A 16,883-nucleotide genomic window follows, 5' to 3' on the forward strand; every position below is an offset into this window, starting at 1 on the left:
CGTTCATCCCCCGGTTCCCGGTGGTGCGAGGCCGCCCTTTGAAGTTGAGTCAGACTGATGCCCTAGGCGTAGGTAATAGGGTGTGTTTGCGCATCACTCGATGCTATGTAATTCCGGGTTAGGTTATAAGGGCTTGGTATGTTCGCGCGTCTCGGGTGCGGTAGGGTTTGCCTAGATGGAAGTACAGCGTGCAGGTGGACCCTGAAAAGACGGCCAAGGCGATGGTGTGGGACGCGCCGATATCCTACAAGAAGGTTGTGGAGCTTGCTCGCGTATTGAAGGGTAAGCGTGTTGACGAGGCGCGCAAGCTCCTCGAGCGTGTAATAAGGCTCGAGGAGCCCATCCCCGTCAGGAGGTACCATGGTAAGCAGGCTCACCACAGGGGCCTCGCCGACAAGTATGGGTGGCCGGTTGGCAGGTACCCCGTGAAGGCTGCGAAGATTATCCTCAAGCTACTGGACAATGTAGTCAACAATGCTGAGCAGAAGGGCTTGGACACTAGCAGGCTTAAGATAATCCACATTGCGGTTCACAAGGGGATAACCTTGAAGAGGTGGATGCCACGCGCTTTTGGCCGAGCAACGCCCAAGTGGAAGAGGCGTAGTCACATCGAGATAATCGTGGCGGAGGAGGAGTAACCATGGTGCTCATAAAGAAGTATTTCGTTCAGAAGGCCCTCCGCGAGGCAAAGATAGACGAGTATCTAGCCAAGAGGTTCTATCGTGCGGGTTACGCTGGCGTACGTATCATAGAGCTGCCTATCGGCCACAGAGTGTACATCTATGCTGAGAGGCCGGGTATGATAATCGGGAGGGGCGGCCAGACTATCCGCGAGTTGCAATACATATTCGAGAAACACTTTGGGCTCAACAACCCCCAGGTGAGCGTCCGCCGCGTCGAAGAGCCGGATCTCAATGCGCGTGTAGTAGCCTCGAGGATAGCAGTGCTGCTCGAGAGGGGTGCTCACTACCGTCGTGTGGCCAACGTAATGCTAAGGCGTATACTTGCAGCTGGTGCGATTGGCGCCGAGATAGTAATCAGTGGTAAGCTGCGCACCGAGAGAGCCAGATATGAGAAGCTGCGTGCAGGCAAGGTCTACAGTACCGGTTACCAGGTAGAGTACATGGTAGATCGTGCGGTGATGCACGTTCTGCTAAAGCCAGGCGTCTATGGTATCGAGGTGAAGATAGTGAAGCCTGTGAGACCAGCGGACTATGTGAGGATAAAGACGCCCGAGGAGGTGAAGGAGATCGTCGAGAAGATACGTGAGGAGATGGGTCTGAAGGCTGCTGAGGCACAGGCCCAGGAGGGGCAGGCTCAAACCCAGGCGGGTGAGTCGCAGGCTGAAGGAGGCGAGGGTGGTAGCTAATGGCGCGTAAACCAAAGTTCATGATAAAGACTGATGATATAAGGAAGATGAGTCCCGAGGAGCGCATCAAGAAGCTGCGTGAGTTGCAGGAAGAGCTTGTCAGGCTGCGTCTAAAGGCTGCTATGGGTACGCTTGACAACCCAGGCGCTATTCGGGCGATACGAAAGACTATCGCCAGGATACTAACTGTTATGCGCGAGGAGGAGTTAGGCATCTCGAGACAGCCCAAGAAGTAGAGGATGTTTTACTTTGAGGCGTACACCCTGGAACATTTTCTTCCATGTGCTCGTTGGGCTTGAAGTTTGCGTCCTATCTCATCCTGATCCAGCGATGGTTGGGCGTTGTGGAGTTGTGATTGATGAGACTGCACGCACGCTAGTGTTGCGCGATAAGAGTGGCAAGGTCTTTCGTGTAACTAAGCGTGATGCTATCTTCGAATTTAGGGTTGGCCGAGTGTCGGTTATTGCGGAGGGTGAGCTTATAGTAGGGCGTGTGGAAGAGCGGCTCAAGAGGCTCGAAAAGGGTAGGGGGTTGGTGGTCAGGTATGTCCTACGTGAAGGACGTTGGTATACCCGGGTTGAAGCCCCCGGAGAGAACGTGTAACGACAAGAAGTGTCCATGGCATGGCCGGGTGAGAGTGAGAGGGCTCATACTCAAGGGTGTGGTCGTCAAAGCCAAGATGAAGAACACTGTTGTGGTTGAGCGTGAGTATCTCTACTATGACAGGAAGTATAGAAGGTATGAGAGGAGAACGAGTAGAATACACGCTCATAATCCACCCTGCATTAACGCTAAGGAGGGCGACATAGTGGTTATCGGCGAGACCAGGCCCCTGGCAAAGACTGTACACTTTGTTGTGCTAGCGGTCGTTGGGCGTAAGCCGCTACACGTAAAGTGAAGAGTTTGGTCGGCCAAGGCGGGGAGGGTGTACCATGGTCAAGGCTGTTACTGTTGGTTCGCGTAGGAGCGTCAACCCAGGTGTGCAGGTAGGCAGCTATGTCAAGGTGGCTGACAACAGCGGCGCCAAGGAGGTCATGATAATCGGTGTCATTGGTTACAAGGGCAGGCTTAGGAGGATCCCATGGGCCGGCGTGGGTGACATGGTAGTTGTTACTGTGAAGAAAGGTACACCAGAGATGAGGAAGCAGGTCGTAAAGGCTGTCGTCATTAGACAGAGGAGGCCCTACCGCCGCCCGGATGGCACTTGGGTGGCATTCGAGGACAACGCAGTTGTCATAGTCTCGCCTGATGGTACGCCAAAGGGTAGCGAGATACACGGCCCCGTTGCTAGAGAGGCTGCCGAGCGCTGGCCAAGAATAGCCAATATAGCCAGCATCATAGTCTAACCTCTTGTGTTTTACAAGCGTCAACTCGCGTTTTGTGGTGCAATTCCTCCGGCCTGGTTATCTTAAAAGAGGGTGTGTGCTGGGCCCAGCTCCTCGGGGTTTAGGTTGCGGTGGGTGAAGTCGAAGCAGCCAAAGAAGCAGAGGCGCGCTTACTTTAACGCGCCGTTGCACAAGAGGCAGAAGATGATGGCTGCTCCTCTGAGTCCAGAGCTACGCAAGGAGCTTGGTATACGTAACTTGCCGGTGCGTGTGGGCGACGAGGTAGTGATAATGAGGGGTATGTTTGCTGGGCACCGTGGCAAGGTTATGAAGGTTGATTTGAAGAGAATGAGGATCTACGTGCAGGGTGCGACCATCAAGAACTCTAGGGGCGAGGAGAGGTTCTACCCGATACACCCCTCGAACGTCATGATAGTGAAGCTTGACCTTAGTGACCCAAGGCGTAAGGAGATAATCGAGAGGAAGCGGAAGGCTCGTGAGGAGTTCCTAGCCATAATAAAGGCGGGTAAGGAGCAGAGCACGAGCGGGGTGGAGAAGAGTGGCTAGAATGGGTGGACGTAGGCATCTGAAGACGCTTGCTGCTCCAAAGTTCTGGCCAGTAAGAGAGCGTGCTGGCGTATTCACTGTAAAGCCCAGGCCAGGCCCACACCCGCTACACCGCTGTATACCGCTACTAGTGCTCGTGAGGGACGTGCTGGGCTATGCTAAGACGGCGAGAGAGGCGCGTAAGATAATCGCTGAGGGCCACTTCAAGGTTGATGGTAGGGTCCGGAGGGACTACAAGTTCCCTGTAGGCTTCATGGATGTAGTGGAGGTCGTGGACACGGGAGAGAAGTACCGCATACTGCCATACCCGACGAGGTTCTTCATACTACACCCGATTAGTGATGAAGAGGCGAAGGTCAAGCTATGCAGGATAGAGGACAAGTCTACTGTCAAGGGCGGTCATGTGCAGCTACACTGCCATGATGGTAGGAACGTGTTGATACGTGTCTCTGACCCGACGCGTGCTGACGAGGCCAAGCCATACCGGACACTAGGCACGTTGAAGATAACCATACCGGGTCAGGAGATACTCGACTATGTACCGCTAGAAGTTGGCAACCTCGCTATAGTCTTCGGTGGTCGCAACGTCGGTCGCGTAGGTAAGATAGTCGAGATTCAGCGTGGCATGGGTAGGAAGAGGAGTATAGTGACGCTAGAAGACGCGCGCGGCGAGAAATTCCAGACCAGCCTTGACTACGTCTTCGTTATAGGTAAGGGGGATGAGCCGCTCATCTCCCTACCGGAGGGTGCATGGAAATGAGCCTCCCGCTCCCGCTCACACCTGAACAGATAAGGACGATAAAGGAGCGCTGGGAGAGCAACCCAATGATAAAGCCGTTCATTGCAAAGGTGACTGTCAACATTGGCGTTGGTGAGTCTGGTGAGAGGCTCTACAAGGCTGCTAAGGTGCTCGAGGAGATAACCGGTCAGAAACCCGTATTCCGCAGAGCGAAGAAGACCATCAAGGACTTTGGCGTTAAGAAAGGCGAGAACATAGCAGTAATGGTGACGCTCCGTAGAGAAAAAGCCATAGAGTTCCTCAAGAAGGCATTCGAGGCCATCGGTTACAAGCTAAAGGCTAGCCAGTTCGACCAGTTTGGCAATGTGAGCTTCGGCATAAAGGAGCACATACTGATACCAGGTACCAGGTACGACCCAGAGATAGGCATCTTCGGCATGGACGTCGCCATAACCATAGAGAGGCCTGGCTATAGGATAACGAGGCGGAGACGATGCCGCAAGAAGAGAATACCGCTGCGTCACCGCGTAACTCCCGAGGAAGCAATGTTGCTACTCCACGAGATGTTCGGCGTGAAGATAGAGTGAAGCTGGTAAAAACCCCATGGTGTAGAGGCTGGTGGAGGGGAGGAGCTAATGGGGAAGTACAGGCCGCCTCGTGTCCGTAAGTATGGGCGTGGTGCAATCAAGTGTCAGAGGTGTGGTAGCCACGACGCTATTATCAGAAAGTATGGCATCTACCTTTGTCGTCAATGTTTCCGCGAGCTTGCAGTCTCATTAGGCTTTAGGAAGTATAGCTAGGGGGTGAGACGCGATGGTCATGCTAGACCCACTAGCTAACGCACTCGCAACGATATACAACAACGAGATGAGGGCTAAGCCAGAGGCGCTCATCTGGCCAGCTTCAAAGCTAATCATGAACGTGCTACGTGTGATGCAGAGAGAGGGTTACATCGGCGAGTTCGAGTACATAGACGATGGGCGTTGGGGTAAGATACGCGTACGCCTACTAGGCAGAATTAACAAGTGTGGTGTCATCAAGCCGCGCTTCCCAGTCAAGTATAGGGATCTAGAGCGTATGCCCGACTGGCTACGCAAGTACCTACCAAGCAAGGACGTAGGAATACTAATCATCTCGACACCTAAGGGAGTGATGAGCCACCGCGAGGCTCTACAGCAAAGGCTAGGTGGCGTCCTGCTAGCCTATGTCTACTAAACCCGAGACGTGTTTCTTTCAGTTCTGTTTGTCGCCTCGAATACAATCTCGGTTTGAGGCTCGTCTCTAAGCGTGCTAGCCCGCTTCTTGCATGTTACATACTTGTAGGCACTATCTCGCGAAACGTGGATTACGATCTTATGGTCTGGCGGCGACTTGTATATTGCGTGTAACGTTCTGATTCTCTTCAGGGAGGTTTTCTGGCTTGTACCTGGTCGTTGCTGTCGAACCTCTAGGTCTCGAGGAGAGTAAGGTACGTAAGATATTCGAAGAAACCCTTGGGCGATACGCAAAGCTAGTGCTATACGACGCTCCACCAGCGGATCAAGGGGAGCTCTTCAAAAGGATAAAAGACGCCGATATCGTTGTTACAGTCTCGTATCCCATCAGTGGCGAGGTTATCAGGAAATCCGAGAAGCTTAAAATGATCGCTGTTAGCTTTACGGGCTACGACCACGTTGATATTGAGGCTGCAAAAGAGCGCGGTATAGTAGTGTCTAATGTTCCCGGCTATGCAACGGATTCCGTAGCCGAACTCGTCTTTGGTCTCGTGATCGTGGCAGCTAGGCGTGTAATCCAGGCTGATCGTGTAATGCGTACTGGTGGATGGAGGACCCCAGAACTGCTTGGGACTGAGCTCCGAGGAAAAACAATCGGAATAGTAGGTTTCGGTGCTATTGGAAGAAGAGTTGCGGAACTAGCAAAGGCCTTCGGTATGGACATTCTCGTTTATGACCGTAGTCCCTGGAAGGAGGAGAAGAAAAAGAAAGCTGAAGAGGTAGGAGCCAGGTTTGTGTCCCTTGATGAGCTAATGCGCAAGTCGGATATAGTGACAGTACACGTCCCACTGACTAGTGAGACGCGACACATGATACGCTATGAGCACCTTAGGCTTCTCAAGCCGGGAGCCATTCTTGTCAATGTGGCGCGGGGAGCGGTTATCAAAGAGGATGATCTGGTAAGGTTCCTGAAGGAACGAAAGGATGTCACAGCGTGCCTAGATGTATATAGTGTTGAGCCTCTACCCCCAGACCACGAGCTACGCAAACTTGAGAATGTGATACTCACGCCGCACATAGGCTTCTATACCAAGGAGGCTCTTGAAAGAAGAACGCGTGTCACTTTCGAGAACATAAAGGCGTTCATCGAGGGAAGACCCCAAAACAGAGTCGCATAGCGCGCGAATAGTGTAGTGCATGGCGCCTGGCTCGTTTCTGGGTACCTGACGATAGTGTTTTTCTACGTCTTCTAAATGCCGTAGTCCACTAGAGTTGAAGCCATCCGGTGTGGCTTGGAGTCTTGCCATGGCTCCTAGTCACAGCGCGCCGGTTATTTAAGAGGTGTGTGGATGCGGTGGCTTGGGGTGCACTATAGTGGCCAAGGCAGTGTACGTTGCCGAAGAAGTGCCTATCCCGGAGGGTGTCGAGGTAAAAATTGAGGGTAAGAAGGTGACCGTCAAGGGACCAAAGGGCGAGCTGACACGCGACTTTAGCCACGCCAAGGGTATAATCATAAGTGTTGTAGAGGAGGATGGCAAGAAGAAAGTGCGTATAGAGGCGTTCTTTGCCAACCGCAGGAAGAAGGCGCTTGTCGGTACGATAGCGTCTCACATAGAGAACATGATAACGGGTGTGACCAAGGGCTTCAGGTACAAGATGAAGATAGTGTTCAGCCACTTCCCTGTGACTGTAAAGGTTGACGAGAAGAACAAGGTTATTTACATTGAGAACTTCCTTGGTGAGAAAGCGCCACGCGTAGCTAAGATACATGGTAACGTTAAGGTGCGCGTCCAAGGCGAAGATGTGATCATAGAGGGTATCGATATTGAGGAGGTTGGGCAGACGGCAGCAAACATTGAGCAGGCTACTAAGGTTAAAGGGTTCGACCGCCGCGTGTTCATGGACGGGATTTACATCTACGAGAGGGGGGTGGCTGAGTAATGAGTGAGGCGGAGCTACGCAAGCAGATAGAAGAGTTGATGCGTAAGCGTGAAGAGATACTACGCGCCAAGAGGAGTGGCCCACTAGCGAGGATGGTTGAGCTACGCAAGAGGCTCAAGTCGAAGAAGCCGCTATTCCTAAGGCACCAGTGGTGGAAGTTCTGGAAGTTCTACCACCAGTGGGCCTGGAGGAAGCCTAAGGGTATTGACAACAAGATGAGGCTGAGGCTAAAGGGCTACCCGCCGATAGTGGAAGTCGGTTATGGCAGTCCTGCCGCTGTGCGCGGACTACACCCGACTGGCCTAGAGCCCGCCATAGTCCATAACGTCAAGGAGCTTGACTCTCTCGACCCAAGCCGCCACATCATATACGTGGCGCACACGGTGGGGCTAAGGAAAAAGCTCCAGATTGTGGAGGAGGCGCGTAAACGGGGCTTCCGGGTAGCAAACGCGTGAGGTGATGGATGAGATGCCCACCCCTGACCTTACCCTACAGAAGAGGCTAGCAGCAGAGATTCTAGGCGTAGGTGTGTCGAGAATCTGGATCGACCCTAAGCAGGTTGACAGGGTAGCCGAGGCTATAACTAGGGAAGACGTCAAGCGGCTGATCAAAGAGGGTGTCATTCAGGTCAAGCCTGTGAAGGGCAACAGCCGTGAGAGGTGGAGGAAGCGCCACGAGCAAAGGAAGAAGGGTAGGAGGCGTGGCCCGGGCAGAAGGAAAGGCGATGCTAGCGCTAGGCGCGACCCGAAGGAGGAGTGGATGAACAGGATACGCAAGATACGCCGCTACCTACGCTGGCTACGCGACCACGGCATTATCGATAGGAGAACATATCGCAGACTATACATGTTGGCTAAGGGTGGTGCATTCCACAGCTTGAACCACCTCAAGACCTACTTAAAGGAGCAGGGCATAGTCCAGAACCCACCGTAAGCACGGCTAGCATATCGTGGTGTTTTCGCCACTTTTACTCGTTTTGTTTTGCCGTCGTAATCCGCATCTACATGTTTTGTGATATGTGATGTGTATCGCTCATCGCCTCTTGTAGAATTGTTTGCACTGGTGCAGAGAATCGGCTCGAGCCCGCCGGTTAACGATGATGTAGTTAAGGGGCGGTGGTGTGGGTGGCGGTGTTAGTAACGAGTACGGGGCCGCTCGCCTTTATAGGGGCTTTTGTGAGCCGCGGCTACGGGGTAGTTCATTGGCGAGGGGTCCACGCTACAAGGTGCCGAGGCGCAGGAGGCGCGAAGGTAAGACTAACTATTACAAGAGGTATGTGATGATACTCTCTGGTCACCCGAGGTTTGTGGTGCGCAAGACTAACAAGTACATCTGGGTAATGGTTGTCAAGGCTAAGCCCGAGGGCGACATCACTGTTGCTGCAGCCCATAGCCGTGAGCTTGTCAAGAAGTATGGTTGGAAGGGTGGCACTAAGAACGTGCCAGCTGCCTATCTCACTGGTCTCCTAGCTGCACTACGTGCATTGAAGGCTGGGATTCGCTATGCTGCACCCGATATTGGTCTGCACAGGCCCACGCGTGGTGCGAAGGTGTTTGCAGCGATAAAGGCGGCTAACGATGTTGGCCTGGAAGTGCCGATGAGCCCGGAGGTGGCTCCTAGCGAGGAAAGGATACGAGGTGAGCACATAGCGAAGTATGCTGAGATGCTCGAGACGAGTAATCCTGAGCTCTTCGAGAGGAGGTTTAGCATGTACCTAAAGGCTGGTCTAAACCCGAAGGACCTACCTAAACACTTTGAGGAGGTTAAGACGCGCATCCTAGAGGATTATAAGGATGTGTTGGCGGCGGTGAAGGCCGGGGGTGGTGTAGAAGGTGGCGGCGAGTCAAATTGACCTTGAGGCTGAGTGGAAGCCTAGGACGTACGTAGGGAGGATGGTAAAGGAGGGTAAGATCAAAAGCATCTACGAGATATTCGAGAAGAACCTGCCGATACTAGAGCCGGAGATAGTAGACTGGCTAGTGCCGGACCTCAAGCACGAGACTGTAGACGTTGGTATAGTCCAGAAGATGACTGACGCTGGCCGTGTCTCTAGGTTCCGTGTCGTAGTTGTCGTCGGGAACGAGGATGGACTTGTTGGCGTGGGCCAGGGTAAGGCGAAGCAGCTGCGCGTCGCAATTGAGAAGGCACTTAGAAACGCCAAGCTCAACATCATCCCGGTTAGGCGTGGATGCGGTAGCTGGGAGTGCATGTGCGGCGAGCCGCACAGTGTACCCTTCACTGTCCGTGGCAAGAGCGGCAGCGTCGTGGTTGTCCTAAAGCCCGCGCCAAAGGGTACAGGGCTTGTCGCTGGCGAGGCCGCAAAGGTGGTGTTGAGGATGGCGGGCATCCGTGACGTGTGGACGTTCACTAAGGGTGAGACTAGAACGACGATAAACTTCGTCAAAGCAACGTACAACGCTCTTAAGCAGACCTATCAGTTCGTGACTCCAGCAGACTGGGTGAACGTCCAGTAGGGGGGTGTAGGTCATGTCGATGCAGGCTGAGACGGGCACGGTAGCGGGGCGCCAGGTTAAGCTCTACGCGATAATCAGGATTAGGGGGCGTGTAGGCGTACCACCTGATGTAAGAAAGACCCTCGAGAATCTAAGGCTCCATAGAAAGTTCCACCTGGTACTCTACCCGTCCATATTGCCAGGCATCGATGGTATGCTACAAAAGGTGAAGGACTGGGTCACCTGGGGCGAGATTGACAGGGAGACGCTCATAGAGCTTCTTAGGAAGAGGGGGCGCGTGCCTGGCGACAAACCATTGACCGACGAGTATGTGCGCGAGAAGCTAGGGCTCAGCGGCATCGAGGAACTTGCTGATAAGTTACTACGCGCTGAGATAATGTTGCACAAGCTGTATGACAAGAAGAGGCATGTGTGGATAATCAAGCCTGTATTCCGTCTACACCCGCCGCGCGGCGGCTTCAAGGGTAGCATAAAGAAGCCTTATGGTGCTGGTGGCGAGCTAGGTTACCGCGGCTACGCTATAAACGAGCTTATTAGGCGTATGTTGTAAGGCGCGTGTAGCCGCGGGGTGCATGGTTATGGTCGTGCGTAGGAGGAAGAAGAGTAGGAAGCTTCGTGGCAGAACCAGGAGCATGGGTTGGGGTAGGATAGGCCAGCATCGTGGCAGCGGTGCTAGGGGTGGCTTCGGTGCAGCTGGTATGCACAAGCACATGTGGACCTGGGTTGTCAAGTACGCGCCAACCTGGTTCGGTAAGCATGGTTTCAACAGGCCACCAGAGCTGGTAGCACAGCCTCGCGAGATAAACGTGGGCGAGCTTGACGAGCTGGTGGACAAGTTGCTCCGTGAAGGTCTAGCTAGGGAGGAGAATGGCAAGATCGTTGTAAACCTAGCCGAGCTAGGGTACAACACTCTGCTCGGTAAGGGTAAGGTGAGCCGCCCGCTCCGTGTTATAGTGCCACGCGCGACTGAAAAGGCCATAGAGAAGATCAAGGCAGCCGGCGGTGAGGTGGTTATCCTAGGCGAGGGGGAGGAGGGCGCCTAAAGGACACCCTTTTTACCTTTAGCGGTTTGTCGGCCGTGCGGGGAAAGTATTGCCTGGTGCGCTTGAGGTTCTCGCAGCGATATCGCGGTTCATACCTGCGGTTGAGCGGCCTGCCCGTCGCCCATCATTGCCCATGAGGCTGCTTGTAACGTTCATAGTGCTCATACTCTATTATGTTATGACGGTAGTGCCTCTCTACGGCGTGACGCCTGGTCCAGAAACCGGAGGCCTACTCCTAGCAGAGATAATCCTAGGTATGAGCTTCGGTACACTAGCAACGCTGGGTATAGGCCCTATCGTCACGGCAGGTCTAGTGCTTGAGGTTCTAGTGGGCACCGGGCTACTCAAGCTTGACCTGACCAACCCGCGTGACCGTAGAATCTACATGGGTGCGCAGAAGACGCTCGCACTGATATTCGCGGCCTTCGAGGCTCTAGCGTATGCGGCGGGTTGTGCATTCTGGGTGGTGCAGGGTGTGTGCGCGGCGGACCTAGCGACCAGACTGCTAATAGTGCCGCAGCTGGTGTTCGCAACGCTAGTGATAATCTGGTTTGACGAGATGTTGCAGAGAGGCTGGGGTATCGGCTCAGCGCTCAGCCTCTTCATACTTGCAGGTGTCGCAAAGAGCATCGTGTTGAGGATACTATCCCCGGATGTAGGAGTCATCCCCTACATTATAGCGACGGGTGACATCCTAGGTGCGCTGGTGAGGCGTCCACCCTACGCCGATCTAGTCGGACTTGTAGCCACCTTCGTACTGATAGCAATCATCGCTTACATGCAGTTGATGCGCGTCGAGATACCGGTGACGGGGCCAAGGCTTCGTGGAATTAAGACTAGGATTCCACTAAACTTCATCTATGTAACCAACATTCCGATACTACTCGTTGCGATAGTCGTTGCAGACCTAGGCGTCTTTGCGCGGATGGCTGCTGGTCTAGGTGCGGTACACATCGCTGAAGCGATAAACGTGTTGCACTACTATGTCTCGACGCCGCGCGGCCTCGTGGAGCTTGTGAGTGACCCGGTGCGTGCTGCTACGAGTGCAGCAGCCTGGATACTACTCTCGATATTCTTCGGTAAGCTGTGGGTCGAGCTTGCAGGCCTGAGTCCATCAAAGCAGGCAGAGAACCTCATCAGGTCTGGCTTTGAGATACCTGGCCTACGGCGCAACAAGAAGATACTAGAGAGCATCCTAGCGCGTTACATCTATCCGCTAACGCTGCTAAGCAGCATAATAGTAGGCCTACTAGCAGTAATCGCCGACTTCCTAGGCGCGTATGGTACTGGCTCTGGTCTGCTACTGGCGACAGGTATAGCGATTAACTTCTACCAGCTGCTGGTATACGAGAGGACACTGGAAATGTACCCACTGCTACGTCGCCTGCTCGGCGAGTAACGCTTTTCTCGCGGTCCTCCCCGTGAACCGCGGGGTGCTTGAAGGATGGTGGCTCTTCGTAACCCCTTCACAACAGTCATTGTCACCGGCGTGCCGGGCGTAGGCAAGACCACCGTGCTCGGCAAACTAGTTGAGATGGCTGCTGCGGAGGGCTTGAAACTCAAGCTGGTGAACTTTGGCGACTATATGTTCCGCGTTGCCAGCGAGAAGGGTCTCGTTAAGCACCGTGACGAGATCCGTAAGCTTCAGTTGCAAGTCCAGCTCGAGCTGCAGAAGTGGGCTGCTGAGGCAATAATCTCGGACGCGAAAAAGGAGCTTGGACAGGGAGGCGTATTGATAGTAGACACTCACGCCGTGATAAAGACCAGTAGTGGCTACTGGCCCGGTCTACCAAAGCACGTGATAGAGGTGTTGAAACCAGATAGTATTGTAGTCATAGAGGCGAATCCTGAGCTGATAATCGCGAGGCGCCAGAGGGACAAGGGTAGGTACCGCGAGGATATGGGCGGTGTGGAGGAGCTAAGAGAGCTTATGAGCATGGCCAGGACTGCAGCAATGGCTAGCGCGGTTCTAACAGCCAGTAGCGTGTTCATAGTCGAGAACCCGGAGGGGAAGCCCGAGGAAGCCGCCCAGCGTATACTAGAGTTGATACGCATGCTACGGTGAAACCTTGAACATCGAGCCTATCCTACTCATGTTCTTCTCTTTTAGTGTCGCTACTTTCTTCCTTTACATAGCAGAGCGGCTACTATGGAGTATCCACGATCCTCTTCGGTTTCTTGAGGCTCTAGCAGCTCTGGATGAGAGTGGCGAGAGGCTCATACGCCTACGGGGAGCTAAGAGTAGGAGAGCGGCGAGGAAAGCTGCGCTGCTGGATGCTAGACTTGCCTATTACCGCTCCTATCTCTTCCGCGTCTCCATGCTGAGAGGCATGTTGTATGTGGCGGCGTACCTCGCGGCTAGTGGCGTAGCATTGGTATTCTTCCCTCGCCTATACCCAGCTCCAGTGCCAATACCGATGTTTACTATCGTAGAGGACGGGCGTGCATGGTACGCTGCGCCTCAAGCAGTTCTACTCTCGCTGCTCGCGCTGGTCTTCGTGTTCATGGGTCCGCCGCGGTTAAGAACCGTCGCTAGCTCCAGAGCCGGGTAGCGGGGGCGGTAGGATGCCCAGGCCGGGTCTGCGCACACGCTCCAAGAGGAGGGTGTATGTCAGGCTGCCTGGCGGCGAAACAGTGGTACACTATGAGCCTCGCAGGCCTGGGCCAGCGCGCTGCGGGCTCTGCGGTAGGCCTCTAAACGGTGTACCAAGGCTAAGGCCGTCTGAGCTTAGGAAGCTTCCACTCAGCCAGAAGAGACCGGAGAGAATGTTTGGTGGTGTGCTCTGCCACGCATGCCTCGAGAGGATCCTTAAAGCTACCATAAGGTCGACGATAATCAAGCAGCTTGAAGAGCTTAAGGCACGGAGGCAGAGCCAGGGCTAGACATGGGTGTAGACAGGTTTGGCTTCGCGAAGGGGCCCAGTTATCGCTGTCAGCGGGCCCCCTGGCAGCGGTAAGACAACCTACGCGCGTAGGCTCGCCGAGGACCTAGGCCTAGAGTTCTATTCGGCTGGCATGTTCTTCCGGGAGCTCGCAAAGAAACGCGGCTTGACACTGTTGGAGCTCAACCAGCTTGCCGCTAAAGACCCAAGCATAGATCTTGAGATTGACAGGATGACTTACGAGGTTGGGCTTCGTGGTAACGTGGTTGTAGAGGGCCATCTAGTGGCATGGGTGTTGCGCGACATAGCTGACGTCAAGATATACGTCACTGCGCCGCTCGACGTGCGGGTTAATAGAATAGCGGCTAGAGATGGTGTCGATGTTAGCGTCGCCCTTCGCGAGACTATTGAGCGCGAGAACGTGCACCGACGCCGCTTCTTAGCATACTATGGCATTGATATTAACGATCTCTCTATATTCGACTTGGTTGTTGATACCTCGAAACTCGGCATAGAGGAGGTGTACCGAGTTATACGAGAGTTTGTCACGCTCGTCTTGTCCCGTAGTAGATAAAAAGGCTTGATAGCTTGCATGGTGCGCAACTGGGAGGCCAGGTATGCCCGCGATTGAGGTTGGCAGGATCTGTGTCAAGCTACGTGGCCGCGAGGCTGGCAGGAAGTGCGTGATAGTGGACATAATTGACGAGAACTTTGTGCTGATCACTGGCCCTAAGGACGTGAGTGGCGTTAAGAGGAGGAGATGCAATATAAACCATATTGAGGTCCTCCCCGAAAAGATTGACATAAAGCCTGGTGCCAGCGACGAGGAGGTCAAAAAGGCGCTAGAAGAGGCTGGGTTACTAGAGTTCATGAAAGAGCGTGTAAAGGTCCAGATGAAGCCAAGTCTGCTCTTCTAACAGAGTTAGGCTTCTATCCGGAAGCACGCGTCTCTACACTCTAGTTGATGTTTGAATGCCTCCTCGAGTGTCGCGAACCTAGCTCCGCATCTAGTACAGACCAGTAGCAGTGGTTTGCGAGGTACACCAGGTAGCCTAGGTGGCGGCATATACGGTGTGATGTCGCGTCCTGGAGGTGTGCCCGGCCTGAATATCTCGCCCGTGGCTAGACACCCCTACATTAAACCCGATGTAACTCACGCTTATACTGGTGGCTCTCTCGCAGTAGCAGGGGGTGTCTAGTTGAGCTCCGAGCTGACAAAGCAAGGACTGGAGTTTATAAGACGGCTCGACGAGTTTGCAGGGTTAAAGAGCGAGTGGATAGTGAAGGCTGAGGAAGACACGAGCCCCGATTATGGCACTCCACCCTGGGCTAGGCCGATAGAAGAGCATATCAGGAAGGGCGTTGTGCCCCTTGATAAGCCGCCGGGGCCTACTAGTCACGAGGTTGTAGCGTGGATCAAGAGGATGTTTGGGCTCAGCAAGGCTGGGCATGGTGGTACGCTCGACCCCAAAGTTACTGGAGTGCTGCCCGTGGCTCTCGAGGAAGCGACGAAGATCATCGGAATGGTTGTGCATACCCCCAAGGAGTACATCTGTGTGATGCAGCTGCACGAGCCAGTAGAGGAGAAGAAGCTTCTTGAGGCGATAAAGGTGTTTACGAGTACAATCTACCAGAGGCCACCGCTGCGCAGTAGCGTGAAGAGGAGCCTACGCACCAAAACGATATACGAGATAGAGCTTCTCGAGTATACCGGCCGCTATGCTCTGATGAGAGTGTTGTGTGACCCCGGCACTTACATGAGGAAACTTTGCCACGACATAGGCCTCTATCTCGGCGTAGGTGCTCACATGAGAGAGCTTCGCAGAACAAAGAGCGGGCCTTTCCGCGAAGCCTATGGTCTCGTAAAGCTTCAGGATCTAAGTGAGGCTCTCTACAGATGGAAACAGGAGGGTAAGGACGACTTATTGCGAAAGTACATTCTCCCAATGGAATACGCTGTTGCCCATCTGAAGAAGGTGGTTATCCGCGACTCGGCGGTTGACGCTATAGCGCATGGAGCGCATCTGGCTGTACCGGGTATTGCGAGGCTGCACGCCGACATAAAGAAGGGCGATGTTGTGGCAATCTTCACGCTCAAGGGCGAGCTTGTTGCTCTTGCTAAGGCGGAGATGGATGCTGAGCAGATAGCAAAGGCCCAGAAAGGCATAGCGTTTCGCACGATGCGTGTAATAATGAAGCCCGGCGTCTATCCACGCATGTGGAAGAAGAAGAGTGAGGGTGAGAGTGGCGAAGCTAAGAGTGAGGGTAAAGAAAGAGAAAGGGGTAAGAGGAGGCCGAAGCCCGCGAGGAGGAGGCGTAGAGGCTCTTAGCGTTAAAACTGGTCCTCTCTCCCGGATAGTGCTCGAGTGCATGTGGCATGCGCAGCGGGAAGCTCGTTGGCGTGTTGTTGGCGTCACTGGCGCCGATACTATGGGCTACCAATGTTGTCGCATCGCGAGTGATCGTAACGAAGGGTTTGCATCCGTTCGTACTCACGGCTATAAGGTGGCTCATAGCCGGTATGCTCCTCTACGCGTACAGCTATACCAAGTTTGGAGTCGTAAGGTTGACGCGCCACATCTTCATTGCTGGCCTGCTTGGTATAACGCTGTTTAGCGATCTACTATACGCGGCGCTCTTCTTCGCCCCAGCTGCGCTAGTGGGGCTGATCATAGGACTTGTGCCTGCTGTGACGCTGATACTAGCTTGGGTGTTTGGTATTGAGAGGTTGGACTCTTTGCTATGGTTGGCTGGGTTGCTGGGGTTCGCTGGTGTAGCTCTCATCGAGTATGAGAGTATTGTAGGCGGGTTAGGTAGTAGCGTATGGCTGGGTGCCCTCCTTGCTTTAGCGAGCGTGTTTGCTTGGGCCCTCTACACGTTCGAGTCTAAGAAGCTGGTAGCGAAGGCTTATCCTCTGGCATTTCTAGCAGTAAGCACGTTGAGCGTAGCTCCGGTGAACTTCTTCATAGCTTTGCCCTTTCTCTCCTCCTCTCTAGGAGCCCTAGGGGACCCGCTGGTGGTGTTGCTCATCCTATACGTGGCGGTTGTCCCGGGTTTCATAGCGTATCTCGTGTGGTTAACAGCTGTGCGTGTGCTAGGAGCCTCTGCAACGAACATCTACGTTAATCTCCTTCCGCTCGCTGCACTAGTACTCTCGATTGTCTTGCTAGGTGAACGCCTCACAACGCTTCAAGCTGTGGGCGCTGCATTGATACTTATGAGCGCCTTCCTAGCGGCTGTCCGCGAGGCACGTCTTGTGCAAGTGGCGCAACAGTTACAGAAAAGCAGGCGGTTAACCGGGACGGGTCAATAGGGAAGAGTGATGAGCC

27 protein-coding genes are annotated in these 16,883 nt (G+C 54.0%); all 27 read left to right on the forward strand.

Annotated features, from left to right (window positions below):
• The first annotated feature begins 167 nt into the window (after positions 1-167).
• The 27 genes from PYRFU_RS08175 to PYRFU_RS08300 all read left to right on the forward strand — a co-directional run bounded on the left by PYRFU_RS08175 (position 168) and on the right by PYRFU_RS08300 (position 16,867).
• Positions 168-638: a 50S ribosomal protein L22 gene (locus tag PYRFU_RS08175; RefSeq protein WP_014027196.1), complete on the forward strand. Its 471-nt coding sequence runs from the start codon at positions 168-170 to the stop codon at positions 636-638.
• A gap of 2 nt (positions 639-640) precedes the next feature.
• The gene (locus PYRFU_RS08180) at positions 641-1,369 is read left to right on the forward strand and encodes a 30S ribosomal protein S3 (RefSeq protein WP_014027197.1); all 729 of its coding nucleotides are present in this window, start codon (positions 641-643) and stop codon (positions 1,367-1,369) included.
• Positions 1,369-1,605 (forward strand): 50S ribosomal protein L29, encoded by a 237-nt coding sequence (gene rpmC, locus PYRFU_RS08185; RefSeq protein ID WP_014027198.1) that lies wholly within the window; start codon positions 1,369-1,371, stop codon positions 1,603-1,605. The genes PYRFU_RS08180 and rpmC overlap by 1 nt, the downstream gene beginning before the upstream one ends.
• 13 nt (positions 1,606-1,618) lie before the next feature.
• The gene (locus PYRFU_RS10255) at positions 1,619-1,972 is read left to right on the forward strand and encodes a ribonuclease P protein component 1 (RefSeq protein WP_014027199.1); all 354 of its coding nucleotides are present in this window, start codon (positions 1,619-1,621) and stop codon (positions 1,970-1,972) included.
• Positions 1,914-2,267 (forward strand): 30S ribosomal protein S17, encoded by a 354-nt coding sequence (locus PYRFU_RS08195; RefSeq protein ID WP_014027200.1) that lies wholly within the window; start codon positions 1,914-1,916, stop codon positions 2,265-2,267. The genes PYRFU_RS10255 and PYRFU_RS08195 overlap by 59 nt, the downstream gene beginning before the upstream one ends.
• Before the next feature lie 34 nt (positions 2,268-2,301).
• A complete protein-coding gene (locus PYRFU_RS08200) occupies positions 2,302-2,715 on the forward strand; it encodes a 50S ribosomal protein L14 (protein ID WP_014027201.1) in 414 nt (137 codons plus the stop codon).
• Positions 2,716-2,829: 114 nt separating this feature from the next.
• Complete coding sequence (gene rplX, locus PYRFU_RS08205) at positions 2,830-3,261, forward strand: 50S ribosomal protein L24 (RefSeq protein WP_014027202.1); 432 nt, start codon at positions 2,830-2,832, stop codon at positions 3,259-3,261.
• Positions 3,254-4,021: a 30S ribosomal protein S4e gene (locus PYRFU_RS08210; RefSeq protein WP_014027203.1), complete on the forward strand. Its 768-nt coding sequence runs from the start codon at positions 3,254-3,256 to the stop codon at positions 4,019-4,021. The genes rplX and PYRFU_RS08210 overlap by 8 nt, the downstream gene beginning before the upstream one ends.
• Entirely contained in the window at positions 4,018-4,587 is a 570-nt protein-coding gene (locus PYRFU_RS08215) for a 50S ribosomal protein L5 (RefSeq protein ID WP_014027204.1), read from the forward strand. The genes PYRFU_RS08210 and PYRFU_RS08215 overlap by 4 nt, the downstream gene beginning before the upstream one ends.
• Positions 4,588-4,635: 48 nt before the next feature.
• Positions 4,636-4,800: a 30S ribosomal protein S14 gene (locus PYRFU_RS10260; protein WP_014027205.1), complete on the forward strand. Its 165-nt coding sequence runs from the start codon at positions 4,636-4,638 to the stop codon at positions 4,798-4,800.
• 13 nt (positions 4,801-4,813) lie between these two features.
• Positions 4,814-5,215 (forward strand): 30S ribosomal protein S8, encoded by a 402-nt coding sequence (locus PYRFU_RS08220; protein ID WP_014027206.1) that lies wholly within the window; start codon positions 4,814-4,816, stop codon positions 5,213-5,215.
• A gap of 205 nt (positions 5,216-5,420) precedes the next feature.
• Positions 5,421-6,392 (forward strand): 2-hydroxyacid dehydrogenase, encoded by a 972-nt coding sequence (locus tag PYRFU_RS08225; RefSeq protein ID WP_014027207.1) that lies wholly within the window; start codon positions 5,421-5,423, stop codon positions 6,390-6,392.
• A gap of 196 nt (positions 6,393-6,588) precedes the next feature.
• Complete coding sequence (locus tag PYRFU_RS08230) at positions 6,589-7,155, forward strand: 50S ribosomal protein L6 (protein ID WP_048191951.1); 567 nt, start codon at positions 6,589-6,591, stop codon at positions 7,153-7,155.
• A 38-nt stretch (positions 7,156-7,193) separates the two neighbouring features.
• Entirely contained in the window at positions 7,194-7,610 is a 417-nt protein-coding gene (locus tag PYRFU_RS08235) for a 50S ribosomal protein L32e (RefSeq protein ID WP_048192746.1), read from the forward strand.
• Between the two features lie 13 nt (positions 7,611-7,623).
• Positions 7,624-8,088, forward strand: a complete 465-nt coding sequence (locus PYRFU_RS08240; protein ID WP_014027210.1) for a 50S ribosomal protein L19e — start codon at positions 7,624-7,626, stop codon at positions 8,086-8,088.
• Between the two features lie 268 nt (positions 8,089-8,356).
• Positions 8,357-9,007, forward strand: a complete 651-nt coding sequence (locus tag PYRFU_RS08245; RefSeq protein WP_048191953.1) for a 50S ribosomal protein L18 — start codon at positions 8,357-8,359, stop codon at positions 9,005-9,007.
• Complete coding sequence (locus PYRFU_RS08250; protein WP_014027212.1) at positions 8,988-9,629, forward strand: 30S ribosomal protein S5; 642 nt, start codon at positions 8,988-8,990, stop codon at positions 9,627-9,629. Before PYRFU_RS08245 ends, PYRFU_RS08250 begins: the two co-directional genes overlap by 20 nt.
• 13 nt (positions 9,630-9,642) lie before the next feature.
• Entirely contained in the window at positions 9,643-10,179 is a 537-nt protein-coding gene (locus tag PYRFU_RS08255; RefSeq protein ID WP_014027213.1) for a 50S ribosomal protein L30, read from the forward strand.
• Positions 10,180-10,207: 28 nt separating this feature from the next.
• Positions 10,208-10,672 (forward strand): uL15m family ribosomal protein, encoded by a 465-nt coding sequence (locus tag PYRFU_RS08260; protein WP_048191955.1) that lies wholly within the window; start codon positions 10,208-10,210, stop codon positions 10,670-10,672.
• A 49-nt stretch (positions 10,673-10,721) separates the two neighbouring features.
• Positions 10,722-12,071: a preprotein translocase subunit SecY gene (gene secY / locus PYRFU_RS08265; RefSeq protein ID WP_014027215.1), complete on the forward strand. Its 1,350-nt coding sequence runs from the start codon at positions 10,722-10,724 to the stop codon at positions 12,069-12,071.
• A 45-nt stretch (positions 12,072-12,116) separates the two neighbouring features.
• Entirely contained in the window at positions 12,117-12,737 is a 621-nt protein-coding gene (locus tag PYRFU_RS08270) for an adenylate kinase (protein WP_014027216.1), read from the forward strand.
• A gap of 4 nt (positions 12,738-12,741) precedes the next feature.
• The gene (locus tag PYRFU_RS08275; RefSeq protein WP_014027217.1) at positions 12,742-13,224 is read left to right on the forward strand and encodes a hypothetical protein; all 483 of its coding nucleotides are present in this window, start codon (positions 12,742-12,744) and stop codon (positions 13,222-13,224) included.
• A 13-nt stretch (positions 13,225-13,237) separates the two neighbouring features.
• Entirely contained in the window at positions 13,238-13,555 is a 318-nt protein-coding gene (locus tag PYRFU_RS08280; RefSeq protein ID WP_014027218.1) for a 50S ribosomal protein L34e, read from the forward strand.
• A gap of 18 nt (positions 13,556-13,573) precedes the next feature.
• Entirely contained in the window at positions 13,574-14,128 is a 555-nt protein-coding gene (cmk, locus tag PYRFU_RS08285) for a (d)CMP kinase (protein WP_014027219.1), read from the forward strand.
• A 43-nt stretch (positions 14,129-14,171) separates the two neighbouring features.
• A complete protein-coding gene (locus tag PYRFU_RS08290; protein ID WP_014027220.1) occupies positions 14,172-14,471 on the forward strand; it encodes a 50S ribosomal protein L14e in 300 nt (99 codons plus the stop codon).
• A 282-nt stretch (positions 14,472-14,753) separates the two neighbouring features.
• Positions 14,754-15,884 carry an RNA-guided pseudouridylation complex pseudouridine synthase subunit Cbf5 gene (locus PYRFU_RS08295; RefSeq protein ID WP_014027221.1) on the forward strand — a complete coding sequence of 377 codons (1,131 nt, stop codon included), beginning with the start codon at positions 14,754-14,756 and terminating at the stop codon, positions 15,882-15,884.
• Between the two features lie 47 nt (positions 15,885-15,931).
• The gene (locus PYRFU_RS08300; protein WP_014027222.1) at positions 15,932-16,867 is read left to right on the forward strand and encodes a DMT family transporter; all 936 of its coding nucleotides are present in this window, start codon (positions 15,932-15,934) and stop codon (positions 16,865-16,867) included.
• The last annotated feature ends 16 nt before the right edge of the window (positions 16,868-16,883 follow it).

The organism is Pyrolobus fumarii 1A, from assembly GCF_000223395.1.
Lineage (GTDB): Archaea > Thermoproteota > Thermoprotei_A > Sulfolobales > Pyrodictiaceae > Pyrolobus > Pyrolobus fumarii.